23 protein-coding genes are annotated in these 20,445 nt (G+C 29.6%); 1 reads left to right on the forward strand and 22 read right to left on the reverse strand.

The genetic code is table 11. The annotated features are described in order from the left end of the window. Positions 1–10: 10 nt before the first annotated feature. The 17 genes from spoIIIAG to BUB36_RS00585 all read right to left on the reverse strand — a co-directional run bounded on the left by spoIIIAG (position 11) and on the right by BUB36_RS00585 (position 13,839). Positions 11–613 (reverse strand): stage III sporulation protein AG, encoded by a 603-nt coding sequence (gene spoIIIAG / locus BUB36_RS00500; protein WP_073146371.1) that lies wholly within the window; start codon positions 611–613, stop codon positions 11–13. Between the two features lie 115 nt (positions 614–728). Further along, complete coding sequence (spoIIIAF, locus tag BUB36_RS00505) at positions 729–1,349, reverse strand: stage III sporulation protein AF (RefSeq protein WP_073146373.1); 621 nt, start codon at positions 1,347–1,349, stop codon at positions 729–731. Positions 1,350–1,357: 8 nt separating this feature from the next. Continuing rightward, positions 1,358–2,542, reverse strand: a complete 1,185-nt coding sequence (gene spoIIIAE / locus BUB36_RS00510) for a stage III sporulation protein AE (protein ID WP_073146375.1) — start codon at positions 2,540–2,542, stop codon at positions 1,358–1,360. 11 nt (positions 2,543–2,553) lie between these two features. Then, the gene (gene spoIIIAD / locus BUB36_RS00515; protein WP_073146376.1) at positions 2,554–2,940 is read right to left on the reverse strand and encodes a stage III sporulation protein AD; all 387 of its coding nucleotides are present in this window, start codon (positions 2,938–2,940) and stop codon (positions 2,554–2,556) included. Between the two features lie 16 nt (positions 2,941–2,956). Next, positions 2,957–3,160 carry a stage III sporulation protein AC gene (gene spoIIIAC / locus BUB36_RS00520; protein ID WP_330390349.1) on the reverse strand — a complete coding sequence of 68 codons (204 nt, stop codon included), beginning with the start codon at positions 3,158–3,160 and terminating at the stop codon, positions 2,957–2,959. Between the two features lie 14 nt (positions 3,161–3,174). Beyond that, entirely contained in the window at positions 3,175–3,696 is a 522-nt protein-coding gene (locus BUB36_RS00525) for a stage III sporulation protein AB (protein ID WP_073146378.1), read from the reverse strand. Further along, positions 3,686–4,741 (reverse strand): stage III sporulation protein AA, encoded by a 1,056-nt coding sequence (spoIIIAA, locus tag BUB36_RS00530; RefSeq protein WP_084111538.1) that lies wholly within the window; start codon positions 4,739–4,741, stop codon positions 3,686–3,688. The genes BUB36_RS00525 and spoIIIAA overlap by 11 nt, the downstream gene beginning before the upstream one ends. Before the next feature lie 112 nt (positions 4,742–4,853). After that, complete coding sequence (locus BUB36_RS00535; RefSeq protein ID WP_073146380.1) at positions 4,854–5,261, reverse strand: CD1247 N-terminal domain-containing protein; 408 nt, start codon at positions 5,259–5,261, stop codon at positions 4,854–4,856. A gap of 103 nt (positions 5,262–5,364) precedes the next feature. Continuing rightward, on the reverse strand, positions 5,365–5,922 hold the full coding sequence (gene efp / locus BUB36_RS00540) for an elongation factor P (protein ID WP_073146382.1): 558 nt from the start codon (positions 5,920–5,922) through the stop codon (positions 5,365–5,367). A gap of 160 nt (positions 5,923–6,082) precedes the next feature. Then, positions 6,083–7,144, reverse strand: coding sequence for a M24 family metallopeptidase (locus BUB36_RS00545; protein ID WP_084111540.1), 1,062 nt, complete (start codon positions 7,142–7,144; stop codon positions 6,083–6,085). 224 nt (positions 7,145–7,368) lie between these two features. Further along, on the reverse strand, positions 7,369–7,632 hold the full coding sequence (locus BUB36_RS00550) for a late competence development ComFB family protein (RefSeq protein ID WP_073146386.1): 264 nt from the start codon (positions 7,630–7,632) through the stop codon (positions 7,369–7,371). Positions 7,633–8,103: 471 nt separating this feature from the next. Beyond that, positions 8,104–8,565, reverse strand: a complete 462-nt coding sequence (locus tag BUB36_RS00560; protein WP_073146389.1) for a D-Ala-D-Ala carboxypeptidase family metallohydrolase — start codon at positions 8,563–8,565, stop codon at positions 8,104–8,106. Between the two features lie 405 nt (positions 8,566–8,970). Beyond that, positions 8,971–10,851: a molecular chaperone HtpG gene (htpG, locus tag BUB36_RS00565; RefSeq protein WP_073146391.1), complete on the reverse strand. Its 1,881-nt coding sequence runs from the start codon at positions 10,849–10,851 to the stop codon at positions 8,971–8,973. Positions 10,852–11,382: 531 nt separating this feature from the next. After that, positions 11,383–11,895 (reverse strand): hypothetical protein, encoded by a 513-nt coding sequence (locus tag BUB36_RS00570; RefSeq protein ID WP_073146392.1) that lies wholly within the window; start codon positions 11,893–11,895, stop codon positions 11,383–11,385. 118 nt (positions 11,896–12,013) lie between these two features. Beyond that, positions 12,014–12,442: a sigma-70 family RNA polymerase sigma factor gene (locus BUB36_RS00575; protein WP_330390358.1), complete on the reverse strand. Its 429-nt coding sequence runs from the start codon at positions 12,440–12,442 to the stop codon at positions 12,014–12,016. Between the two features lie 47 nt (positions 12,443–12,489). Continuing rightward, complete coding sequence (locus BUB36_RS00580) at positions 12,490–13,575, reverse strand: GerAB/ArcD/ProY family transporter (RefSeq protein ID WP_073146395.1); 1,086 nt, start codon at positions 13,573–13,575, stop codon at positions 12,490–12,492. Between the two features lie 72 nt (positions 13,576–13,647). After that, positions 13,648–13,839 carry a hypothetical protein gene (locus BUB36_RS00585; RefSeq protein ID WP_073146397.1) on the reverse strand — a complete coding sequence of 64 codons (192 nt, stop codon included), beginning with the start codon at positions 13,837–13,839 and terminating at the stop codon, positions 13,648–13,650. A 156-nt stretch (positions 13,840–13,995) separates the two neighbouring features. On the opposite strand from BUB36_RS00585, the gene BUB36_RS00590 reads away from it, so the two are divergent. Continuing rightward, positions 13,996–15,621: a recombinase family protein gene (locus BUB36_RS00590; protein ID WP_073146399.1), complete on the forward strand. Its 1,626-nt coding sequence runs from the start codon at positions 13,996–13,998 to the stop codon at positions 15,619–15,621. 10 nt (positions 15,622–15,631) lie between these two features. On the opposite strand, the gene BUB36_RS00595 is transcribed toward BUB36_RS00590, so the two are convergent. From BUB36_RS00595 to BUB36_RS00615, 5 genes are all read right to left on the reverse strand, one after another. Continuing rightward, positions 15,632–15,970: a sigma-70 family RNA polymerase sigma factor gene (locus BUB36_RS00595; protein ID WP_073146401.1), complete on the reverse strand. Its 339-nt coding sequence runs from the start codon at positions 15,968–15,970 to the stop codon at positions 15,632–15,634. Positions 15,971–16,054: 84 nt separating this feature from the next. Further along, the gene (locus BUB36_RS00600) at positions 16,055–17,746 is read right to left on the reverse strand and encodes a peptidoglycan D,D-transpeptidase FtsI family protein (protein ID WP_073146402.1); all 1,692 of its coding nucleotides are present in this window, start codon (positions 17,744–17,746) and stop codon (positions 16,055–16,057) included. 79 nt (positions 17,747–17,825) lie between these two features. Next, positions 17,826–18,473: a uridine kinase gene (udk, locus tag BUB36_RS00605; RefSeq protein WP_073146404.1), complete on the reverse strand. Its 648-nt coding sequence runs from the start codon at positions 18,471–18,473 to the stop codon at positions 17,826–17,828. A 1-nt stretch (position 18,474) separates the two neighbouring features. After that, positions 18,475–19,710, reverse strand: a complete 1,236-nt coding sequence (locus tag BUB36_RS00610) for a peptidase U32 family protein (protein ID WP_073146406.1) — start codon at positions 19,708–19,710, stop codon at positions 18,475–18,477. Next, on the reverse strand, positions 19,703–20,374 hold the full coding sequence (locus BUB36_RS00615) for an O-methyltransferase (RefSeq protein WP_334292985.1): 672 nt from the start codon (positions 20,372–20,374) through the stop codon (positions 19,703–19,705). The genes BUB36_RS00610 and BUB36_RS00615 overlap by 8 nt, the downstream gene beginning before the upstream one ends. Positions 20,375–20,445 lie beyond the last annotated feature (71 nt).

Below are 20,445 nucleotides of genomic sequence, written 5' to 3' on the forward strand. Positions count from 1 at the left end.
TCCCCCTATTTTAATTTTGATTATAGATTTTAACCTTATGACTCTTTATTTGAAATATGGTCGTAACTGCCTCCAAAAGATTATTCCTAATCTCAGGGTTATCTGCTCCCTGTGCTACCACTATTACTCCTCTAATTATTGGCTTAATCTCTTTTATTACAATTGGAGAATTCCTGTAATCCTTATCACTTACAGTAACAATATTTTCTGTAATATTTTCTTGCTTTGTAACCCTTTTTCCACCTTGATTATCAGTTTCTTGAGTGGTTTGTTCAGACTTAGTAGTATTTGATGCAGGCACAACCTCAGCAGTTGTTTCATATGTAATCATGACCTCTACTTCTCCAACACCTTCAATTTGATTTAGTATTGCTTCTAATCGACTCTCCATATTATCACTATATGCAGTTTCTAGTATTTTAGTATCCTTAGATGCTTCATCAATTTCATCAATATTGTCATTATCCATAATTTCAGAATATTCCTTAGGAAAGAATGTACTTAAAGAAATCAAGATAATTATGCAAATTATAACAACTACTAATAGATTATTTATAATCTTTTTTCTATTGGCATTATCTAATATATCCTTTAACTTATTTAAAAATTTCATACTCCATCCCCCTCGCAACCAAGCTTTATAGCATCAACCCTCTCATAATAGCTAGAAGGCTTGACCCAAACACTAAATCTCAGTCTTAATCTCAACCTCAATCTTGACCTTACTCTCAATAATTCACTACCACTTTAATTTCATTTAAGTTGTAAATATTAGATATATCTTCCTTTATTTTTTTTCTTAAGTCTGTATCAATATTATTATCCTCATTACTATTATTATTAGTACCAGTATTTTGTTCATTATTTATAACATCAATTTTTACAATGGGAATTGCATTTTCATTTAGTTTTGTATTTCTGTCCGCTAACGATAATTCTAGGCTTTTTATTTCCCCAAATTTTCCATCTTTACTATTCTCCAATTCAATATTTACTTTAGTAACTTTAACATCATATTTGCTTTCTACTCTATAAACTATATCCTCTTTAATTCTATTCTTATACAATGAAGACAACTGCTCTACTTGTTTGTTTTCTATATTAGAATTAATGAAGGAATACTCTTTTTTATCCAGTTTACTTGATATCTTAAAGACTTCATTTTCTAAATTTTCATTACTGTTTAAAAAATCTATTATGGGACTTAAAATTATTATCATAACTATAAACCCCAAAATTAGATTCAAATATTTTTTTATTTTACCATCGGGTATTAATATATCTAAAAAGCTTACTAGTATTATTACCATCACAATATTTTTAATCCAAAGCTTTATATCTTCTATCATTAAGACACCTACCTTATCATAGCCGTAATATTTCCTGCTCCAACTACAGCCGTTATAGCTATAAAAAACATGATTGCAACAGATATAACTGTAGCAAATACTACTACAAGGGCATTACTCATATCATTGATACAATTCACTATCTTTGTATCACTTATTGGCTCTATTAATACAGCGGTAATTTTATAAATTATGATAAGTGATAATATCTTCAATATCGGAAATGTTACTATAGTCAATATTATTATCAATCCTACTACTCCCACAGCATTTTTTATTAATAATGAGCATCCAAGCACCGTATCTACAGCGTCAGACATAAAGCCTCCAACTATAGGAATAAAGCTGTCAACCGCAAATTTTGCTGTTCTTAAGGTAACTCCATCGGTACTAGATGTCAAAACTCCCTCTATAGTAACAACACCAAAGAAAATAGTAAGCATTAATCCTATTAAGGTTATACTTCCCTGCTTAATTAACGAAGCCAACTTCGATACATGAATTTTTGTTGGTAAGTTATTTACTATGGCAAGTATTGCAGATAAAAATATTAATGGTAATATAATATCCCTCATAATAGTACTTGTAATGCCAATTGTTCCCACCATAATTGGTTTAAAAATAGCCGATGAGGTTATACTTCCTGCTGCCATTAATAAGCTAAGTAATATGGGCATTAAAGATTGCATGAAGCTCACCATATTATCTATAGCCTGCTGACCAACATTCATAGCAACTGTGAAGGCTTTTACCAACAAACCAGCAATTACTAGATAACAGGCATAAAATGCTATTTCGTTAGTGGAATTATTTCCAAAAGAATTAGTTAAATTGTTTAGTAGACTACATAATACTGATATAATAATTAATTGAGATAGCAATTTTGAATTTACAATTATTTCTTTAAAAAGTTTCTTAATGAATCCTATTAAAATGCCTTTGAAGGATAAATTCAATTCTCCTTTTATAGCCTTCATTATATATGTCTTAATATTAATTTTTGTCATATTCATTGAATTATCATCATTCATACTATTAATCAGTTCTTCTATTTCGCTTAAGTCTATGGAATCAAGCTGCTCCATTATTAAATTTTCCGTAAGTCCTAGCGTTTTCTTATCGCCTTCCTTACAGTAAACTATATTAGTAAGTGCAATAAATAACATTAGTACAATAATTATTTTTTTCTTCATTTGCTCACATCCTAATGTATCAATTTAATTATTAAATTTAAAACCGACAGTAATATTGGTAATGCCAAAGTCATTATAATAATCTTTCCAGCAAACTCTATTTTTGATGCTATTGATGACTCACCAGTGTCCCTGCAAACCTGAGCACCAAACTCAGTAATGTATGCTATACCTATAATTTTGAAAATTGATTTTAAATATATTACTTCTATATCCAGTTTATTTGTAAGCTCATGGATAACCTCTAATATAGAAGCAAGCTTGCTTATCATAAGCAAAAAGATTACTACTCCAGCAGCGATACTTATATGAACTCCGTATTCAGGTTTGTATTGCTTTACTATCACTGCAAGTATTGTAGCTGTGATTCCAAGAGCAACAATTTTGAATATCTCCATCAAATCACACCTTTTATCAATATATTTCAAACATAGCTCGTACTGTTGTAAATAAGTTGTTTATCAGCTTTACTATCATCAAAAGAACAATTATTAGCCCAGCTATTGTAGTCATCATTGCCATTTCATCTCTTCCAGAATGTTTAAGCACCAGATTAAGTATCGATACTAAAATTCCAATGGCAGCAATCTTAAAAATCAAGCTTATATCTATTGCCATATTAACCCTCCTAATTAAATTAAAATTATTACTATTGCCAAGCCTAGTAAAGCTCCTAGTTTATTAAATATTTTTCCATTCTTCTCTTTTTCTTTTATGGCTTTACCTTTCTGTTGAATTAAAAGTATTTTTGTATATTCAAAATGTTTTCGTTGAGTTTCCTTATTTCCTAAGCCAAGCTCCTTAGCAAAATCAACTATTATCTCTATATCTTCCCCTGTAAGGAATAATAAATCAATATTATTGTTTATAACCTGCTTCCAAGCTTCATCTATGCCATTCCCCTCTCTATTATTTAGCTTCTCCCATGTTTCTTCAAAAACCCAAGCTATACTTTTATGACTTCTATCAGCAATTCTTTTCATAGCTACTGGAAGGGGATTAGAATAGTATACTATATCATTTTCCAAGCTATTAAGGGCACTTATAAAATATTCTATCTGCCTAACCCTTAGTCCATATTTTAGAGATATTAGGTATCCTATTGCCCAAGATGAGAATAGTAAAACTGTCCCGACAGTAAGCTTAAGTACCATGTCCTTCCCTCCTCTCATCTATGGGTATTTCATTTAGAATACTATTTGTTTTTAGATCAATAACCTCTTTAACTGTTCCAACCCTTGGTCTGTTTGTCAATATTATTACTCTTTCAAATATTTTATTTTCAATTAAAATCGATATATTTTTTCTCTTTATATCTTCAATACTATCTCCATGAACGGTTGTAATGAACTTTACTCCTGCATTCATGGCCTCCTTTAATGCATATATATCCTCATCCCTACCTATTTCATCGGTTGCTATTACCCTTGGAGACATGGATCTAATAAGCATAATCATACCTTCGGCCTTTGGACAACCATCAAGAACATCGGTTTTGATTCCAATATCCTTTTGAGGAATACCATTATAGCATCCTGCTATTTCTGATCTTTCATCGACTATAGAAACACTAATACCCTTAAAATTGTATCTCCTAATACCGCTACTAATAAGTCTTATAATATCCCTTAATATTGTTGTTTTTCCACAGCCAGGAGGCGAAACTATAAGGGTGTTAAATACTGAATCTGGACCATTTATTATATAATTTATAACCTTCTCACTGCATCCTATTTTTTCTTTGGATATACGTATATTTAATGCCGATATATCTTTAATAGTTCTAACTTTTCTATTTTCAATAATGGCTTTACCACATATTCCCACCCTATGTCCTCCTTTTATGGTTATAAAGCCATTTTTTATCTCTTCCTCAAGGGCATAGGCAGAATAATCGGTTACGAGCCTAAAACAAGTCATTATATCATCTTTATTTACCATAATTATTTTATGTATCATTTTTGTAGGCCATCCATTCTCTGATAAAAAATAATCTTCTCCATGGCAATTTATGAGCAATGGTTTATTGACCCTCAATCTGATTTCTTCGACATCTTTTAAAAAACTATACTGCAAATTACCTAAAATGTTTCTCAGCTTTCTAGGTAAAATTTCAAATATTTCTCTATAATTTATTTCTAAGTTTTCTCCTATGTTGCTTAGTTTTAAATTCACATTCTTATTCTTTAGTTTTTCCACTACATGTCCCTCCTTTTTATAAATAATATTTTCTTATTAAGAATTTATGCTTGTTTTTTTTTCAAAAAAAACAAAAACCCGATACGAATTGTATCGGGTTTAAATTCAAATTTTAATGGTTACAGCAATCACATTCATCATCATTAGTTATATGTATGGTTTCATTGCATTCTGGACAATCTATTTTTATTTCACCTTCATCATTTTCATCTAATAAATCTTCATCTAAGTAGATTATTTCTCCGCAAACTGGGCATTTTATTTCGTCAAAATCAATAAACTCTTCATCATCAAATTCATCATAAAAATCATCTTCTATATCAGTTAAATCTTCATCTATTGCTTCTACATAATCATTAACTTCTGCTAATCCATCATCTAATTCATCTATTGAATCAGCAAAGTCTTCAAGAACATCAATAATATTTTTTAATAGTTTACCCTCTTTAGTATTTGTATCTAATTCCATTCCTTCTGCTAATCCTTTAAGATATGAAACCCTTTCATTTAAATAGCTCATAGTAAACCTCCTTAAAATTAATTTTTATTTAAAGTCATTTCTAAAAAAACTTAACAATAAATAAACACTTGTACATTCTAAGCTTCATTTTATATTATTACCTTTATGCCCTTGATAAATACTCTCCTGTTCTAGTATCTATTTTAATTTTGTCTCCTTCATTAACAAATAAAGGCACTTGAACTTCAGCTCCAGTTTCAAGCACGGCACGTTTTGTGACGTTAGTAGCTGTATCACCCTTTACACCAGGTTCAGTTTCAGATACAACTAGCTCAACAAAGTTGGGTGGAGCAACCTGAAAGCATTTACCTTTATAAAATTTCAAGGTGGCGTTATCATTTTCTTTAATATACTTTATTGCATCTTCTACTTGATCTTCTGTAAGAGGTATTTGTTCATAGGTTTCATTATCCATAAAATAATAAAGTTCTCCATCATTATACAAATATTGCATTTCTTTAGTCTCAATATGCGCTCTAGGAAATTTATCATTTGGATTGAAAGCTTCTTCTCTAATAGAACCTGTTACTATATTTTTATATTTAGTTCTAACAAACGCAGCCCCTTTACCTGGTTTAACATGTTGAAAATCAAGTACTACATATGGCTGTCCATTAATCTCAAATGTTATTCCTTTTCTAAAATCTCCTGCTGAAATCATTTTTTTATCCCTCCATAATAGTTAGTTTTCAAATTTAAAAATCAATAATTTTTTAGCCAGCTGCCAGCTGCTAGATTTTAGTATGAGTCAAGTTTTTAGACTTGCTTTTTACAGTATAATAGTTATTAATACGCTTTGCAAGTATATTTATTATATCAAACTATAATTCAATTAAATGTTTAGGTGATTTAGATAAAGTTTCACATCCATCTTCAGTTACTACTATTAAATCTTCTATCCTAACTCCTCCAAAATTCGGTAAATATATCCCTGGCTCGTCGGTAACTACCATATTAGCTTTTAAAGTATCTTTGCCTAGTGGAGATAATCTTGGCCCTTCGTGGACTTCCAATCCAACACCATGACCTAATCCATGACCAAAATACTTCCCATAGCCCTTTTTCTCAATTATGTCACGTGCTAGCTTATCAACATCACATCCTTTAATACCAGGTTTTATATGCTTTAAAGCCTCTTCTTGAGCTTCTAATACTGTGTTGTATATTTCTTTTTGTTTATCCGTCGCTTTACCTATTACAACTGTTCTAGTCATATCAGAACAATATCCATTATATATACATCCAAAATCTAATGTCACAAAATCTCCATCTTCTATTTTCTTTTTTGATGCCACACCATGGGGCAGTGAAGATCTTTTACCTGAAGCAACTATGCTTTCAAAGGATGTACCTGAAGCTCCTTTTTTCTTCATAAAGCCTTCTAGCTCTAAAGACACTTCCCATTCAGTAATACCAGGTCTTAGTATACTACATATGTACTCAAAGGCCTTATCTGCTATTTCTGCAGCCTTTTTTATCTGTTTTATTTCATCCTCATCTTTTACTATTCTAAGCTTATTTAGCGTATCCTTCAATGGATTTAATTCAATATTATTAAGCTTTTCCATAAATTCGTTATATTGGCTGACTGTAACATATTCATCTTCAAAGCCTAATTTCTTCAAACCTAATTCATTCAAAATATCATATAAGGTTCTTTCATTATTATGTTCAATTATATCAAACCCTTTACATTGGTCGGATGCTTGCTGTACATATCTAAAATCTGTAACAAAGAGCTCTCTATCTTCAGTAATAATTACATATCCTGACGTTCCAGTAAATCCACATAAATATCTTCTATTTTCTGGTTTGTAAACTATTGCTGAATCTAGTTCTTTATCCTTTAAGTATTTTTTTAAACCTTCAACCCTCTTATTCAAAAGTACACCCCCATTATAAATTGATGCTAAATCATTATAAAATTATAAATAAGTAGTATATAGTTCTGATAAAGCTTTTGCCACTTCTTACTAGATTATAATATCATAAAAATCATTGTTTGAATATACTTTATTCTCTGCATTATTATATACAAAAGTTCGGAATAATAAACGGTTATAGATTAAAATGTACACCCTTTTTAATAAGGTATTAAATATACTAACTAATGCCTTGGATTTTTTGAAACTATGTCTATAGCATCTATCAATGCTTTCATTACATCAGTCTCAAACTGACTATTCATTTCATCAACTTTTGAATATAGTTCTCCTTTATTGGTAACAACATAATGAGGCTTCAGTTTATTTAAAGCAATAGCTTTCATATCTAACATACATTTTTCACAGGTACATATTTTATCGAAAGCCTTAAGTAAATTTGGTAATACATGGTCAACAGCTAATTCCATATAATTCTTAAGAAACATAAAAATCCCTCCATAATTTAATCAACCCTTTTACTGGCACATCTATAAAACGTATGCTCATATGTTTGTACAGTCTCTCAAACATAATCCTTTATAATATCTTCATATATTAGAATTCAATTAGTTTTCAAAAAATCCTCCAAGGATTTACTGTTTTTTAATATCTTATAATCATATTTTTCTCTTTTTCGAATATTAATAAGAATTATATAAGAAAGGATGGTTTATTAATATGAGTCAGTGTATCTATATAAAAGAATGTTCTTACATTAATGGCACAATTAAAAATGAGAAGGCTTTTAAAGAGGTTTTTAAATCAAATTTTTGTAAATATTACTATAAAAAATGTGCTATCTGGAAAATAGCACATAATTTTGGGATGAAAAATGTACCCAAAAACCTTCTGCCCTTTCAACATACTATGCTTCATCACAAAAAATATGAAGATGTTTTATAGTTCTTGGCTTCATACTATTTCTTTTTCTTTCTATTATCCCAAAAAGCATATACTCCGTTTTTGTAGTTCCCTTTTTTTCTACTATCTATGTGAAAAAAATTATCATAAAAGCCTATTCCTCCACCTAGTCCTCCTAGTTCACACAACTCTATCCATTTATTTTTTAAATTATTCAAAAATTGTTCTTGTCTTTTTTTTGTAAAGCCATAAAATTCATCGGGTAATAATATATCGCTGGCTATACCTTGCATATGCCTACTGTTAGGGCTACCACCTATTTTTTTATTATATTCTTTAGTTCTATATCCTGAAACAACTATCATTGGCCTATTGTACCAATTTCTAAATTTTTGTAATCTTTCTATATGATCTAATACTGCTGCATTTAAAAGGACTTCTCCATTATTTTTGCATTTAAATTCATCTATGTTAAAATTTTTTGTTATTTGTCCATCAAAAACTTGTATTTTCAACATTCTAGTTTCACCCCTTAATATAATACTCAATCATCTTGTTTTTGCTACTCAGAAAACTCTAATCCTTTCTGGACTTATCAGAAATATATGCTTTTTATATATCCACAGGACAAAGGCTTCTTCGACGCATTTTAGTTGTAAGTTACAAGTTCCAAGTTTTAAGGTCATTCTTTTAGGTCTAAAAAACCTTAACTCCTGATTCTAAAATTTTTCTGGTAATAGTTTGCATTTACTTTCTGTTATTTGAATTTACTTGAATTCAAACATGTAATTTCTTGCAAAAAAAGTTTGAGTTCTTTAGCAATAAAAAAAGAGTCAATAAGATCAATAATTTCATGATTATCTATTGACTCTTTTAATTAAACCTATGATGTTGTATAAATATTTAGACTAGCTTCTGTAAGCTTAACCCATAATCTTACATATATTATTTGAAAATTCTACGGGATCATTTATAGGTAAACCTTCAATAAGCAATGCTTGATTATATAGTAAATTAGTATATAAATTTAATTTCTCTTCATCTTTTTCATAAGCATTCTTTAATGCTTTGAACACCTCATGGTTAACGTTGATTTCCAATATCTTATCGGCTTCTATATTTTGGTTATTAGGCATTGAGTTAAGTATTTTTTCCATTTCAATAGATAACTCACCATCATTTGCCAAGCATACAGGGTGATTTTTTAATCTTTTTGACACTCTTACGTCCTTTACTTTATTTCCTAATATATTTTTCATTTTTTCAAATAGCTTTATATTTTCATTATCTTCGTTATCAGATTTATCTTCGCTTTCTTCTGGCTCAATACCTAAATCCCCACTTGACACAGATTTAAATTCTTTTTCTTTATAATTCATTAATACCTTTATGGCAAACTCATCAATATCATCAGTAAAATATAAAATTTCATATCCCTTTTCTGATACAAGTTCTATCTGAGGCATTTTTTCAATTCTTTCATATGTTTCTCCAACAGCATAGTAAATGTATTTTTGGTCCTCAGGCATCCTTGAAATATAGTCATCTAGTGATACCATTTTCTTCTCTTTTGAAGAATAAAACATCAATAAATCCTGTAAAAAGTCTTTATTCATTCCGAATTTATCATATACTCCATATTTTAATTGTCTTCCAAAGGCTTTATAGAATTTTTCATATTTATCTCTTTCATTCTTCAACATATTCACTAATTCTTTTTTAATCTTATTCTTTATATTTTTAGCAATAAGCTTAAGCTGCCTATCATGCTGTAACATTTCTCTAGATATATTTAAAGATAAGTCTTCTGAATCAACCATTCCTTTAACAAAGCTAAAATAATCAGGAAGTAATTCTTGACATTTATTCATTATTAAAACGCCATTTGAATATAACTCCAGACCCTTTTCATATTCCTTAGTATAATAATCGAAGGGGATGTTTTCAGGAATAAATAATATTGCATTATACCTTATAGCCCCATCAGCACTAATATGTATGTGCTTTAATGGCTTGTCAAAACCATAATGTTTTTCAGAATAGAAATTTTCATAGTCTTCATCAGTAAGTTCTGTCTTGTTCTTTCTCCAAATAGGAACCATACTATTTATAGTTCTTTCAACAATATAATCTTCATATTCATTTTCTGTTCCTTCTTTTATCCTACTTTCGGTAACATTCATTTTTATTGGATACTTAATAAAATCAGAGTATTTCTTTATTATAGATTTTAATTTATACTCTTCTAAATATTCATCATATTTTTCATCTTCTGTGTTCTCTTTAATCTTCAGTATAATATCTGTACCAACGCTATCCTTTTCACACTCTTCAATAGTATACCCTTCTGTACCTCGAGATTGCCATTTATATGCTTTATCGCTACCAAAAGCCCTACTAATAACAGTGACAACATCTGACACCATAAATGCAGAATAGAATCCAACACCAAATTGTCCAATGATATCATATCCATCCTTTATCTCATTTTCTTTTTTGAAAGCCAATGATCCACTTTTGGCAATGGTTCCGAGGTTATTTTCAAGTTCTTCCTTTGTCATGCCTATACCAGTATCAGAAACCTTAAGTATTCTCTTTTCTTTATCAGCAATAACCTTTATATAATGGTTTTCCTTATTAAAAGTTAAAGAATCATCAGTTAATTCTTTATAATACATTTTATCAATTGCATCACTGGCATTAGATATTAATTCTCTTAAAAATATCTCCTTATGCGTATAAATTGAATTGATCATCATATCCAGTAATCTTTTGGATTCTGCTTTGAACTCTTTCATTGCCATCTTAAGTATCCCCTTTCTTTATGATATTACAAGTTCTGTTAGCACTCTTATTTTATGAGTGCTAATAATTATTGTTTAACATATTCTTGTTTATGTGTCAATATTTTTAAGAAATTTTTTATTAATTAAAAAAATCCTATAATATCTTATACATGGTACAGCTAAAGATAACCAACTCTAAAATATTAGAAATTTTATAGAAAAAATATAGAATCATAAATTATTTTATTTGAAATATAGGTTGTTGAATAACTATTTTTACTAAAAGTAAAATGCTGTATTTTAACTATCAAAATTATTTTTTATAAAAATGATTCCAATTTTATAATGTAGAAAATTAGCCGAATTATCAATCCCAAAATTTAGTTATTCAACAACCTAGAAATATATTACCCCTTGAAGTCGTTTATCTATATAAAAAATTCAAAATTGTTGACACCCCACTAAGCTGTTCTAGTCTAGTAATTTTTTAATAATATTAGCTATTTTGTATAACTTACATATTCTCTTAGATACTATATATTCCTCTTTTTAGGATTCTATTAAAACAATATTTAATCCTATATAACCATCATTTACTGTACTCATATTATGCGCAAGACATGTAATAGAAGTATTAGGCGCTATTTGAACATTTCCATCGCAAGGGTATATAGTTACTCCACTTTCTTGAATAAATCCCCCTATTAAAACTTCACTTCCTCCAGTAGGTTCACTTGTTAAAATTTTATACTCAGCTGTCGCTGCACAGTTATCACCAAACTTGTTATTTCCATTTCGAGGTATAATATCTGTTCCTCCAACAAATGGGAGATTTCGGTATATTAGAAAAGAAGATTGAACAACTGAACTTACACAAATATTTCCTAAGCTTAGTATTTTACCAGAACCTATTGGATTGCTAATAGAAAGAGCTAGATAATCACCTTTAGGAATAAGTATAATCCCTACAGATACAATATAAATATTGCCTCGTGAAGATAAAGTTTCTAAGGAAGTTATAACATTAGCTTTTACGGGATCAACAATTTTTATATTAGGCATTCTCTTCACCCCCCTACCATACTATGCATCGGGAAATTTATATTAGATACAAATTAAATACAATTATTATTTTAAGCAATTGTCGCATGACTTCTATAAAAAATAAATCAGACCCTAATTACTTAGAGTCTTCCTTTAGCCCATTAAATGCTTTTTTAAGTTTACATAAAGCTTTTTTCTCAATCCTAGAAACGTAGGAACGTGAGATACCTAATAACTTAGCAATTTCTTTTTGTGTTTTGCAACCTCCATTAGCCAAGCCATACCTCAATTCTATTACTATTTTCTCTCTTTTTTTTAGGACCTTTGACATTTTATTATATAGTTTTTTTATCTGCATTTTAAGTTCTACTTCATCTATTACAGAATCACAATCTGTACCTAGAATGTCCATCAAGGAAATTTCATTGCCTTCTTTATCTATTCCTATAGGCTCCTGAATAGAAACTTCATTTTTTGTTTTTTTGCCAGCTCTAATTGTCATTAATATTTCATTAGCTATATTTACTAAAATGCTACTTAAAATGTTAAAATAAAAAGCTAGAATCCAATATCAAAATTAATAATTCCAGATTAGAAGCTTCATCCCTTTATTTAACTTCTTAACTTTCTTTTTTTGATTTCTGCAACAATCCATATTGCTATTGGAAAGATTACTTGAAAGGGAAAATTATAATAGGGCCATATATCTCTGTTAAATTCGAAATAATACATCACACTTTCATACTGAAAATAAGATAAATTAATTGTCAGTAAAGAAATTGGTATTATAATAAATCTATAATCCCTAAATTTAAATAATTTTGAGACCCCTTTGCATGCACATAATAATAATATGCTTATTTTAATAAAGCCTCCTAATATAAATATTGTAATTACAACTACTTCTATTCTTTGCAATGTATTTGCAATATTTATTTTGGAAAGAGTAGCATGTGAAGGATATACTGTTGTTATTGTAGTATTCACTCCTAACACTAAAATATTGGTTATGGAAAGCAAAGCTAAATAGCTTGCTCCAATCAATAGACCTATAATGTATATTCTATAGGAGGATTTCTTTTTTTTGAAGTTAGAAAAAGCCATAGTAAATACTACTATTTGAATTAATGGAAATGTAAATACGCTAAAAGCGCCATCTAAAATTGGTTTAAACCCTTGACTAAATACAGGCCTAAGATTATTTATTTCCATTTTAGGAATTAAAAAGAGTATTAGTATCAATATAGTAAAAATAACTATAAACATGAATACTACACTAATTCTTCCTAGATTCTCGATTCCCTCCTTTATTGCCCAAATACATAGAATACCCAAAAAACCTATTACTACAATCTGAGGCGTTTTTTCAAAACTGACTATATTAATAAATTGACCATAATTCACAAGTATGTCACTAGCCATAAAATATACAAACCAAATGTATAGCATTATCATTATCTTTCCTATTAACTTCCCAAAACAAGCTTCAATAATATAGAATAAATCTTTACCCGGAAAAATGTAGTGAAGTCTTGCAAATATACCTAACATAGGCAACACCATAATTACTCCTAAAATAAAAGCTAACCATAAATCTTTTTTAGCTTCTATTCCTTGGGCAAATATTGAAGATGAACCTACTATAAATAAAACTATTAGAGCTATACCTTGTTTATCTGAAACAACTTCTTTTTTCACAATTTGAGCCTCCATTAATATTTTAAAACATTAGTATTTTAAATTAGTATTTGTAAAATCATTACAAATATTTCACAATTTTTCTTTCATCGCTTCGATTCTGATATCTTCTTTAATTTCATTAAAAAGCTTCACCTTATCCTCTGGAGAACACCTAAGTTTTTCTATGTAATCCTTTATCATTTTTGCATGGGTTTCTGCTATTTTCTCCTTTAGTACCCTATTTCCTGCTTCAGTTGTAGGAAAATGAATTCTAATCTTCATATCTCTACCCCCTTCTACTGATACAAATATATGAAAATAAATATATGTCCTATGTAGATTTATTTTAATATAAAATTGCAAATTCCATACTAATATTAGTCATTATTTTTACAAAAGATTATATATTGTAATATAAACAATATATAGGGTGATACTATGAAGGCTGCAATATATTCTAGGAAATCTAAATTTACTGGCAAGGGTGAGTCAATTCAAAATCAGATAGAAATTTGCAAAGAATATGGAGATAAACATTTTCATATTGATGAATTTATCATATATGAAGATGAGGGCTTTTCTGGTGGAAATATTGATAGACCTGAATACCAAAGAATGTTAGATGATGCTGAAAAAAAAAGATTCGATATATTAATATGCTATAGACTCGATAGGATCAGTAGGAATATCTCTAATTTTTCTGAAATAATCGAAACACTTCAAAATAAAGGGATAGCATTTGTTTCTGTTAAAGAACAGTTTGATACCTCAACCCCTATGGGTCGTGCCATGATGTATATTGCTTCAGTTTTTGCCCAGCTAGAAAGAGAAACAATAGCTGAAAGAATACGGGATAATATGCTCCAACTCGCTAAAACTGGTAGATGGCTGGGAGGCACAACTCCTACTGGATTCGTTTCCAAACCAGTAACCAATATTATAGAAGGTAAAAATATGAGTTACTATAAACTTTCACCCGTGGAAGATGAATTAAAAATAGTTAAGCTAATTTATGATAAATTCTTACAATTAAAGTCTTTAACAAAAGTAGAGACATATTGTATTCAGAATAATATTAAATCAAAGAATGGTGTTGATTATAGCCGATTTTCTTTAAAATTAATTTTGTCTAATCCTGTGTATGCTATTGCTGATAAAAAGTTATACGATTACTTAATATCAAATGATTACCCAGTATATGCCTCTAAGAGAGATTTTAATGGGATCAACGGTATTATGGCATATAATAAGACATTGCAGAAAAAAAATAAGTCAAATAAGCTTAAGGATGTTTCTGAATGGATTATTGCAATTGGAGATCACAAGGGAGTTATCTCTAGTGAAAAATGGATTGCAGTTCAGAACTTGCTAAAGCTAAATAGCTCTAAAACTTTTAGAAAAGTTAAAAATACAAACTGCCTACTAGCTGGATTATTAAGATGTAGCAATTGTGGCAGTTTTATGAGACCTAAATACGGACGTTTAAAGAAAAATGGAGAGAAGGCATTTTATTATATTTGTGAACTTAAAGAAAAGAGTAGAAGACAAAAATGCAATGTCAAAAATGTAAACGGGAACAAGCTCGATAAATTATTAATTGAAGAAATTAAAAAGATATCAACCAGCAGTTTAAATTTATTTAACAAAATAAATGATACTAAAATGAATATTCAACCAACTCAAAGCAATATAGATTACGAAATTGAAATATTAGAAAGTAGTATAAAAAATAATAGAAAGGCTATTAATAACTTGGTTAATAGCCTTTCCCAAGGTAAAGATAAAGCTGCTTCTAAATATATAATAAAAGAAATTGATAATCTTGATAAACAGGCATCTATTTTTGAGGAAAGATTAAAAACCCTTACTGAAAAAACTGATAATTTGTGCAAAGAAAGTATTGATGACATAAAGAATATGTTAAAAGCCTTTCCTCGAGTTGTTGATGAAATAAGTCCCAACCAGAAGAGAAACTATATAAAAAATCTTATTGATGAAGTAACCTGGGATGGTGAATACCTAAATGTTGTTGTATTTGGAGCTAATCCTATAGACATGCAGTAAAATATTGCCACTATGTGCCTATAGCATTTTCTATACACCTTGCTGCATATGTTGCAAGTCTTGTACCTTTACTTGTATCAAATGTCGTTATTGCTTTTATTAAACCAATTGTACCAATAGATATAAGATCATCCGTATTATATCCTGTATTATGGTATTTTTTTACTACATGGGCAACTAATCTAAGGTTTTTTTCAATAAGTATATTTTTAGCATTTTCATCGCCCCTTGAATATAACTCTAAGTATTTTTCTTCTTCTTCTTGATTAAGGGGCTTTGGAAAGGAAGTATTATTTGCAACAAATGCAGATAGAAAAAGTAAAGGAAGTGATACAAGAGTTAACCACATGTGACTGCCACCTCCATAATATTAGTCATTTTAAATTATATGTTTAAAATATTGATTTTGTGCATGTCTTGAAGGTATTATTTTTCAATTTCCTTTTTCAAGCATTTTTTTAGCAATATTTGAAAATATAGGTGTAGCTATTCTCCCACCACTTCCCTTATCTTCTACAATAACTGTAACTACATATTCGGATTTTTTTCCCAAAAAAAATCCAGTAAACCAAGCATGGACAGTTTCTCCATACTTCCCAACAGCCTCAGCTGAACCTGTTTTCCCATAGCTTTCAACACCCTGTATCTGAGCTCGTTTACCCGTACCTTCTTCTATAACTGCCCTCATCATTTTTTTTATTTTACTTGCAGTATCACTGGAAATAACTCTATTGTTTTCCTTATCATTATATTCCTTTAAAAGTTCTCCATTATTTTTTACTATACCTTTAACAAGCCTTACACCAACATCTATTCCGTCATTTGCTATGACATTTGTAAATCTAGCAACTTGTAGAGGAGTAACTTCTATAGTACCCTGCCCTATTGCAACATTTCCTATACCTGGTCCCTTTACATAATCTATAGATGGCAAAATTCCACCAGTCTCTTCCTCTAGCTTAATTCCAGTTTTTCTACCAATACCAAATCTATCAGCCATTTCAATAAGCTTTTCTCCCCCTAGCATCTGGGCTGCCTTAATAAATGCTGAATTACATGATAATGCAAAGGCTTCTTCAAAACTCAATTCTCCATGACCACCTCTATTATAACTATTACATTTTATCATATTTACTCCTAACATTTCATACCCTTGACATATCAATTTATCATTTAAGTCAATTGTATTATTTTCCAATAACGCTGCTGCTACAATAATTTTAAAAACTGATCCAGGAGGAAATGATATCTGAACTGCTTTGTTATATAATTCCTTTTCATCACTCTCCAAATGTGAACTAATATCATCCTGTCTAAAATTTGGTCTGCTAACCATTGCTAAAATATCTCCTGACCTACTATCTAAAACAACAACACTTCCTGTATAATTTTTTTCATCTAATTCTTCCTCACATATTTGTTGAATTTCCCTATCTAAAGTGGTAATAATATTTTTATTGGTATCTTCATCACTTTCTATAAGTATATATCCAAATCCTGGAATAATTCTGTTTTGGGCATCAGTTATAGCCCCAACCCTCTTTTCTCGATTCTCAACAAGTTCCTTGTTAAAATATTTTTCCAATCCTGATACGCCATTGTTGGTTGATTTATTTATATAGCCTATAACATGGGATGCTATACCGTTATCGGTATACCTCTTTGTACGCTCTATAATGGCTACACCTTTATTTCTTAACATCTCAATAATTAATTTTTCATTATAATTATTAATTAACAACTCTATTTTTTTACCCCTTGAAAGCATATTTATGATATCTTCTCTTTTAGTCCCTGTTAATTTACTTATATTCTCTGTATCTTTATCATATAATTTAAATCCAGGTTCTAAAACCAAGAATTTTTCCTTAACATTGCTCGTTAGAGATTTTCCATTTCTATCATATATTATGCCCCTATCAACTATAGTCTCCATTATGCAAAACCACTGTTTAAAGGCTTTTTTACTATATTCTTCTCTCTTTATAATTTGAATATATAATAATCTTGAAGTTAACATGAATAAGACTATAGCTATGATACTAAAAACTGTTAAAAGCCTTTTTTTCTTTAAGTTTTCTTGTTTTTTAGTTTTTCTTAAATCTTCTTTTTTAGATTTATCCATAAAAAACACCTTCCCCTATGGATTATTACCATTAAAAAGAAGGTTATACAACAATATGCTAAAAACACCCTGATAATCTTTATAGTGCAAAATCACTGCCGTTTTGTTTTTCATATATTATTGATTTTACCTTTGCCACAACTATATCAATTGCAACTTTATTATATCCACCCTCTGGTATGATTATATCGGCATATTTTTTAGTTGGCTCTATAAATTGCTGATGAGCTGGTTTTACAGTATTGAGGTATTGGGTTATTACAGATTCTAATGTTCTTCCTCTATCGGAAATATCTCTTACTATTCTTCTAATGACCCTTACATCAGCATCAGTATCGACAAATATCTTTATATCCATTAAATTTCTTAACCTTTCATCCTCTAAAATCATTATTCCCTCTAATATTATAATATCCTTTGGTTCGACCTTTACTGTTTCTTGCTTTCTAATATGCTTTGAAAAATCGTATATGGGCTTATCGATTAATTTTGCATCAAGTAAAGCCTTAAGATGCTGAAGCAGTAAATCTGTATCGAAAGCTAGGGGATGGTCATAATTTGTTTTAATTCTTTCTTCAAAGGATAAATGCTTTTGATCTTTATAGTAGGAATCTTGTTCAATAATACATATATTCTTCTCAGGCAAACTCTCATATATAGCCTTTGCTACAGTAGTTTTCCCAGAACCAGTCCCACCAGTGATTCCAATTAGTATCGGTCTATTCAAGCTAATTCTCCTCCCTTTTTCTCCTCAATATATAATATTTCTCTACGGGTTTATCCATAAGTATTTTTATTTTTTGTTGTGCATGTGGAGCAACATCTATTTCTTTGCCCTTATCGTTATACATCTTCGTTATAACTTGACTAAAACCTTTATAATTGGGACCAATTATTTCGATATCGTCACCCTTGAACATTCTATTTCTTTGCTCAACTATAGCTATACCTGTTTTTTCATCGTATTCTAAAACAATACCAATAAAATCATATTTCCTAATATATGAACTGGTAGTATATAGTTGATCATCCTCAGTAGGTTTATTCAAATAAAATCCTGTAGTAAATTTTCTATGACTTACTTTGCTAAGTTCTTCAATCCACTCTGAATTGAATTTAAAGCTTTCTGGAGATTTTAAATATTCGTCTATAGCCTTTCTATATACCCTTACAGTATTAGCAACATAATATATACTTTTCATTCGTCCTTCTATCTTGAAACTATATATGCCAGAGTTAATCAATTCTGGGATATGATTTATCATACATAAATCCTTAGAATTAAAGAAATATGTCCCCTTTTCATCTTCAATAACTGGAATGTATTCTCCCGGTCTTTGTTCTTCCACAAGATAATAATTCCATCTGCAAGGATGAGCACATTCTCCTCTGTTAGAATCTCTATTTGCCATATAATTGCTTAAAAGACATCTTCCTGAATAGGAAATGCACATAGCACCATGTATAAATCCCTCTAGTTGTAAATCCTTTGGAGTATTTTTTCTTATTTCTCTGATTTCTTCAAATGATAATTCCCTAGCCAAAACTATTCTTTTTACACCTTGTTTATACCAAAATTTAGCACTCATATAGTTTGTGTTATTAGCTTGGGTACTAAGATGAATTTCTAAGTTTGGTGCATACTCCTTGACATACATAAGGGTTCCTGGATCAGAAAGTATAATAGCATCTACATCTAATTCATTTAATTTCTCAAGATAACCTGGTAATTCATTCAAATCTTCATTATGGGGTATGATATTCAATGTAACATACACTTTTTTACCCCTTTCATGGGCAAATTTTATTCCTTCTTCCATATCTTCAAATGAAAAGTTTCTTGCACTGGCACGAAGACCAAATATTTGTCCCCCAATATAGACTGCATCTGCTCCATAAATGCAAGCAAATTTAAGCTTTTCCAAGTCTCCAGCAGGAGCTAATAATTCAACCTCTTTATTCACTAAAATTCCTCCCTGATTTATAAGTTAATGCAACACCATCACCTATTGGAATTATACTTGTAGTTAACTCAGGATGATCTGATATATATTTTAGATATTTTCTCATTCTTTTAACTATTGTTATTTTTCGCCTAATTAAATATTCATTGGATGCAACCATTCCCTTATATAATACATTATCTGAAACAATAATACCATTATCATTTAATTTTTCTATACAAGACAATAAAAATTTTTGATAATGACCTTTAGCTGCATCTAAAAAAATCATATCAAACTTACCATTAATCTGAGGAAAAACATCTACAGCATCTCCTAATAAAACTTGAATATTTGATTCAAGTCCTGCCTTTTTAATATTTTCAAAAGCTATCTTGTGCATATCCTCTCTTTTTTCAATAGTCACTATTCTCCCTTTATCATCCATTGCCTTAGAAAATACTAATGCCGAATATCCTATTGCTGTACCTACCTCTAATATACTGCTAATCCTACTTGTTTTTATTATGACATCTAAAAATTTTGCTACCTCTGGATGAATAATGGGAACATTATTTTCCTCCGCAAATTCTTCAAGTTCCTTCAGTATCCCTTGATTTTCAGGTAGCAGTTCCCTTATATATTCTTCAACTAATTTATCTACAATATTGCTCAATATAAACACTCCTTTGTGGCTGAAGACCTTTGTAGTTAAAAATTGCAAATTACAAGTATTAGGATATTCCTAATTGGTTT

Origin of the sequence: Paramaledivibacter caminithermalis DSM 15212 (genome assembly GCF_900142245.1) — a bacterium.
Taxonomy (GTDB): Bacteria; Bacillota; Clostridia; order Peptostreptococcales; family Caminicellaceae; genus Paramaledivibacter; species Paramaledivibacter caminithermalis.

Excerpts from the sequence above, each read along its gene's own strand:
- spoIIIAG (WP_073146371.1), bottom strand. The coding sequence starts at position 613 with ATGAAATTTTTAAATAAGTTAAAGGATATATTAGATAATGCCAATAGA.
- spoIIIAF (WP_073146373.1), bottom strand. The coding sequence starts at position 1,349 with ATGATAGAAGATATAAAGCTTTGGATTAAAAATATTGTGATGGTAATA.
- spoIIIAE (WP_073146375.1), bottom strand. The coding sequence starts at position 2,542 with ATGAAGAAAAAAATAATTATTGTACTAATGTTATTTATTGCACTTACT.
- spoIIIAD (WP_073146376.1), bottom strand. The coding sequence starts at position 2,940 with ATGGAGATATTCAAAATTGTTGCTCTTGGAATCACAGCTACAATACTT.
- spoIIIAC (WP_330390349.1), bottom strand. The coding sequence starts at position 3,160 with ATGGCAATAGATATAAGCTTGATTTTTAAGATTGCTGCCATTGGAATT.
- BUB36_RS00525 (WP_073146378.1), bottom strand. The coding sequence starts at position 3,696 with ATGGTACTTAAGCTTACTGTCGGGACAGTTTTACTATTCTCATCTTGG.
- BUB36_RS00535 (WP_073146380.1), bottom strand. The coding sequence starts at position 5,261 with ATGAGCTATTTAAATGAAAGGGTTTCATATCTTAAAGGATTAGCAGAA.
- efp (WP_073146382.1), bottom strand. The coding sequence starts at position 5,922 with ATGATTTCAGCAGGAGATTTTAGAAAAGGAATAACATTTGAGATTAAT.
- BUB36_RS00550 (WP_073146386.1), bottom strand. The coding sequence starts at position 7,632 with ATGTTTCTTAAGAATTATATGGAATTAGCTGTTGACCATGTATTACCA.
- BUB36_RS00560 (WP_073146389.1), bottom strand. The coding sequence starts at position 8,565 with ATGTTGAAAATACAAGTTTTTGATGGACAAATAACAAAAAATTTTAAC.
- htpG (WP_073146391.1), bottom strand. The coding sequence starts at position 10,851 with ATGGCAATGAAAGAGTTCAAAGCAGAATCCAAAAGATTACTGGATATG.
- BUB36_RS00570 (WP_073146392.1), bottom strand. The coding sequence starts at position 11,895 with ATGCCTAATATAAAAATTGTTGATCCCGTAAAAGCTAATGTTATAACT.
- BUB36_RS00585 (WP_073146397.1), bottom strand. The coding sequence starts at position 13,839 with ATGAAGATTAGAATTCATTTTCCTACAACTGAAGCAGGAAATAGGGTA.
- BUB36_RS00590 (WP_073146399.1), top strand. The coding sequence starts at position 13,996 with ATGAAGGCTGCAATATATTCTAGGAAATCTAAATTTACTGGCAAGGGT.
- BUB36_RS00595 (WP_073146401.1), bottom strand. The coding sequence starts at position 15,970 with ATGTGGTTAACTCTTGTATCACTTCCTTTACTTTTTCTATCTGCATTT.
- BUB36_RS00600 (WP_073146402.1), bottom strand. The coding sequence starts at position 17,746 with ATGGATAAATCTAAAAAAGAAGATTTAAGAAAAACTAAAAAACAAGAA.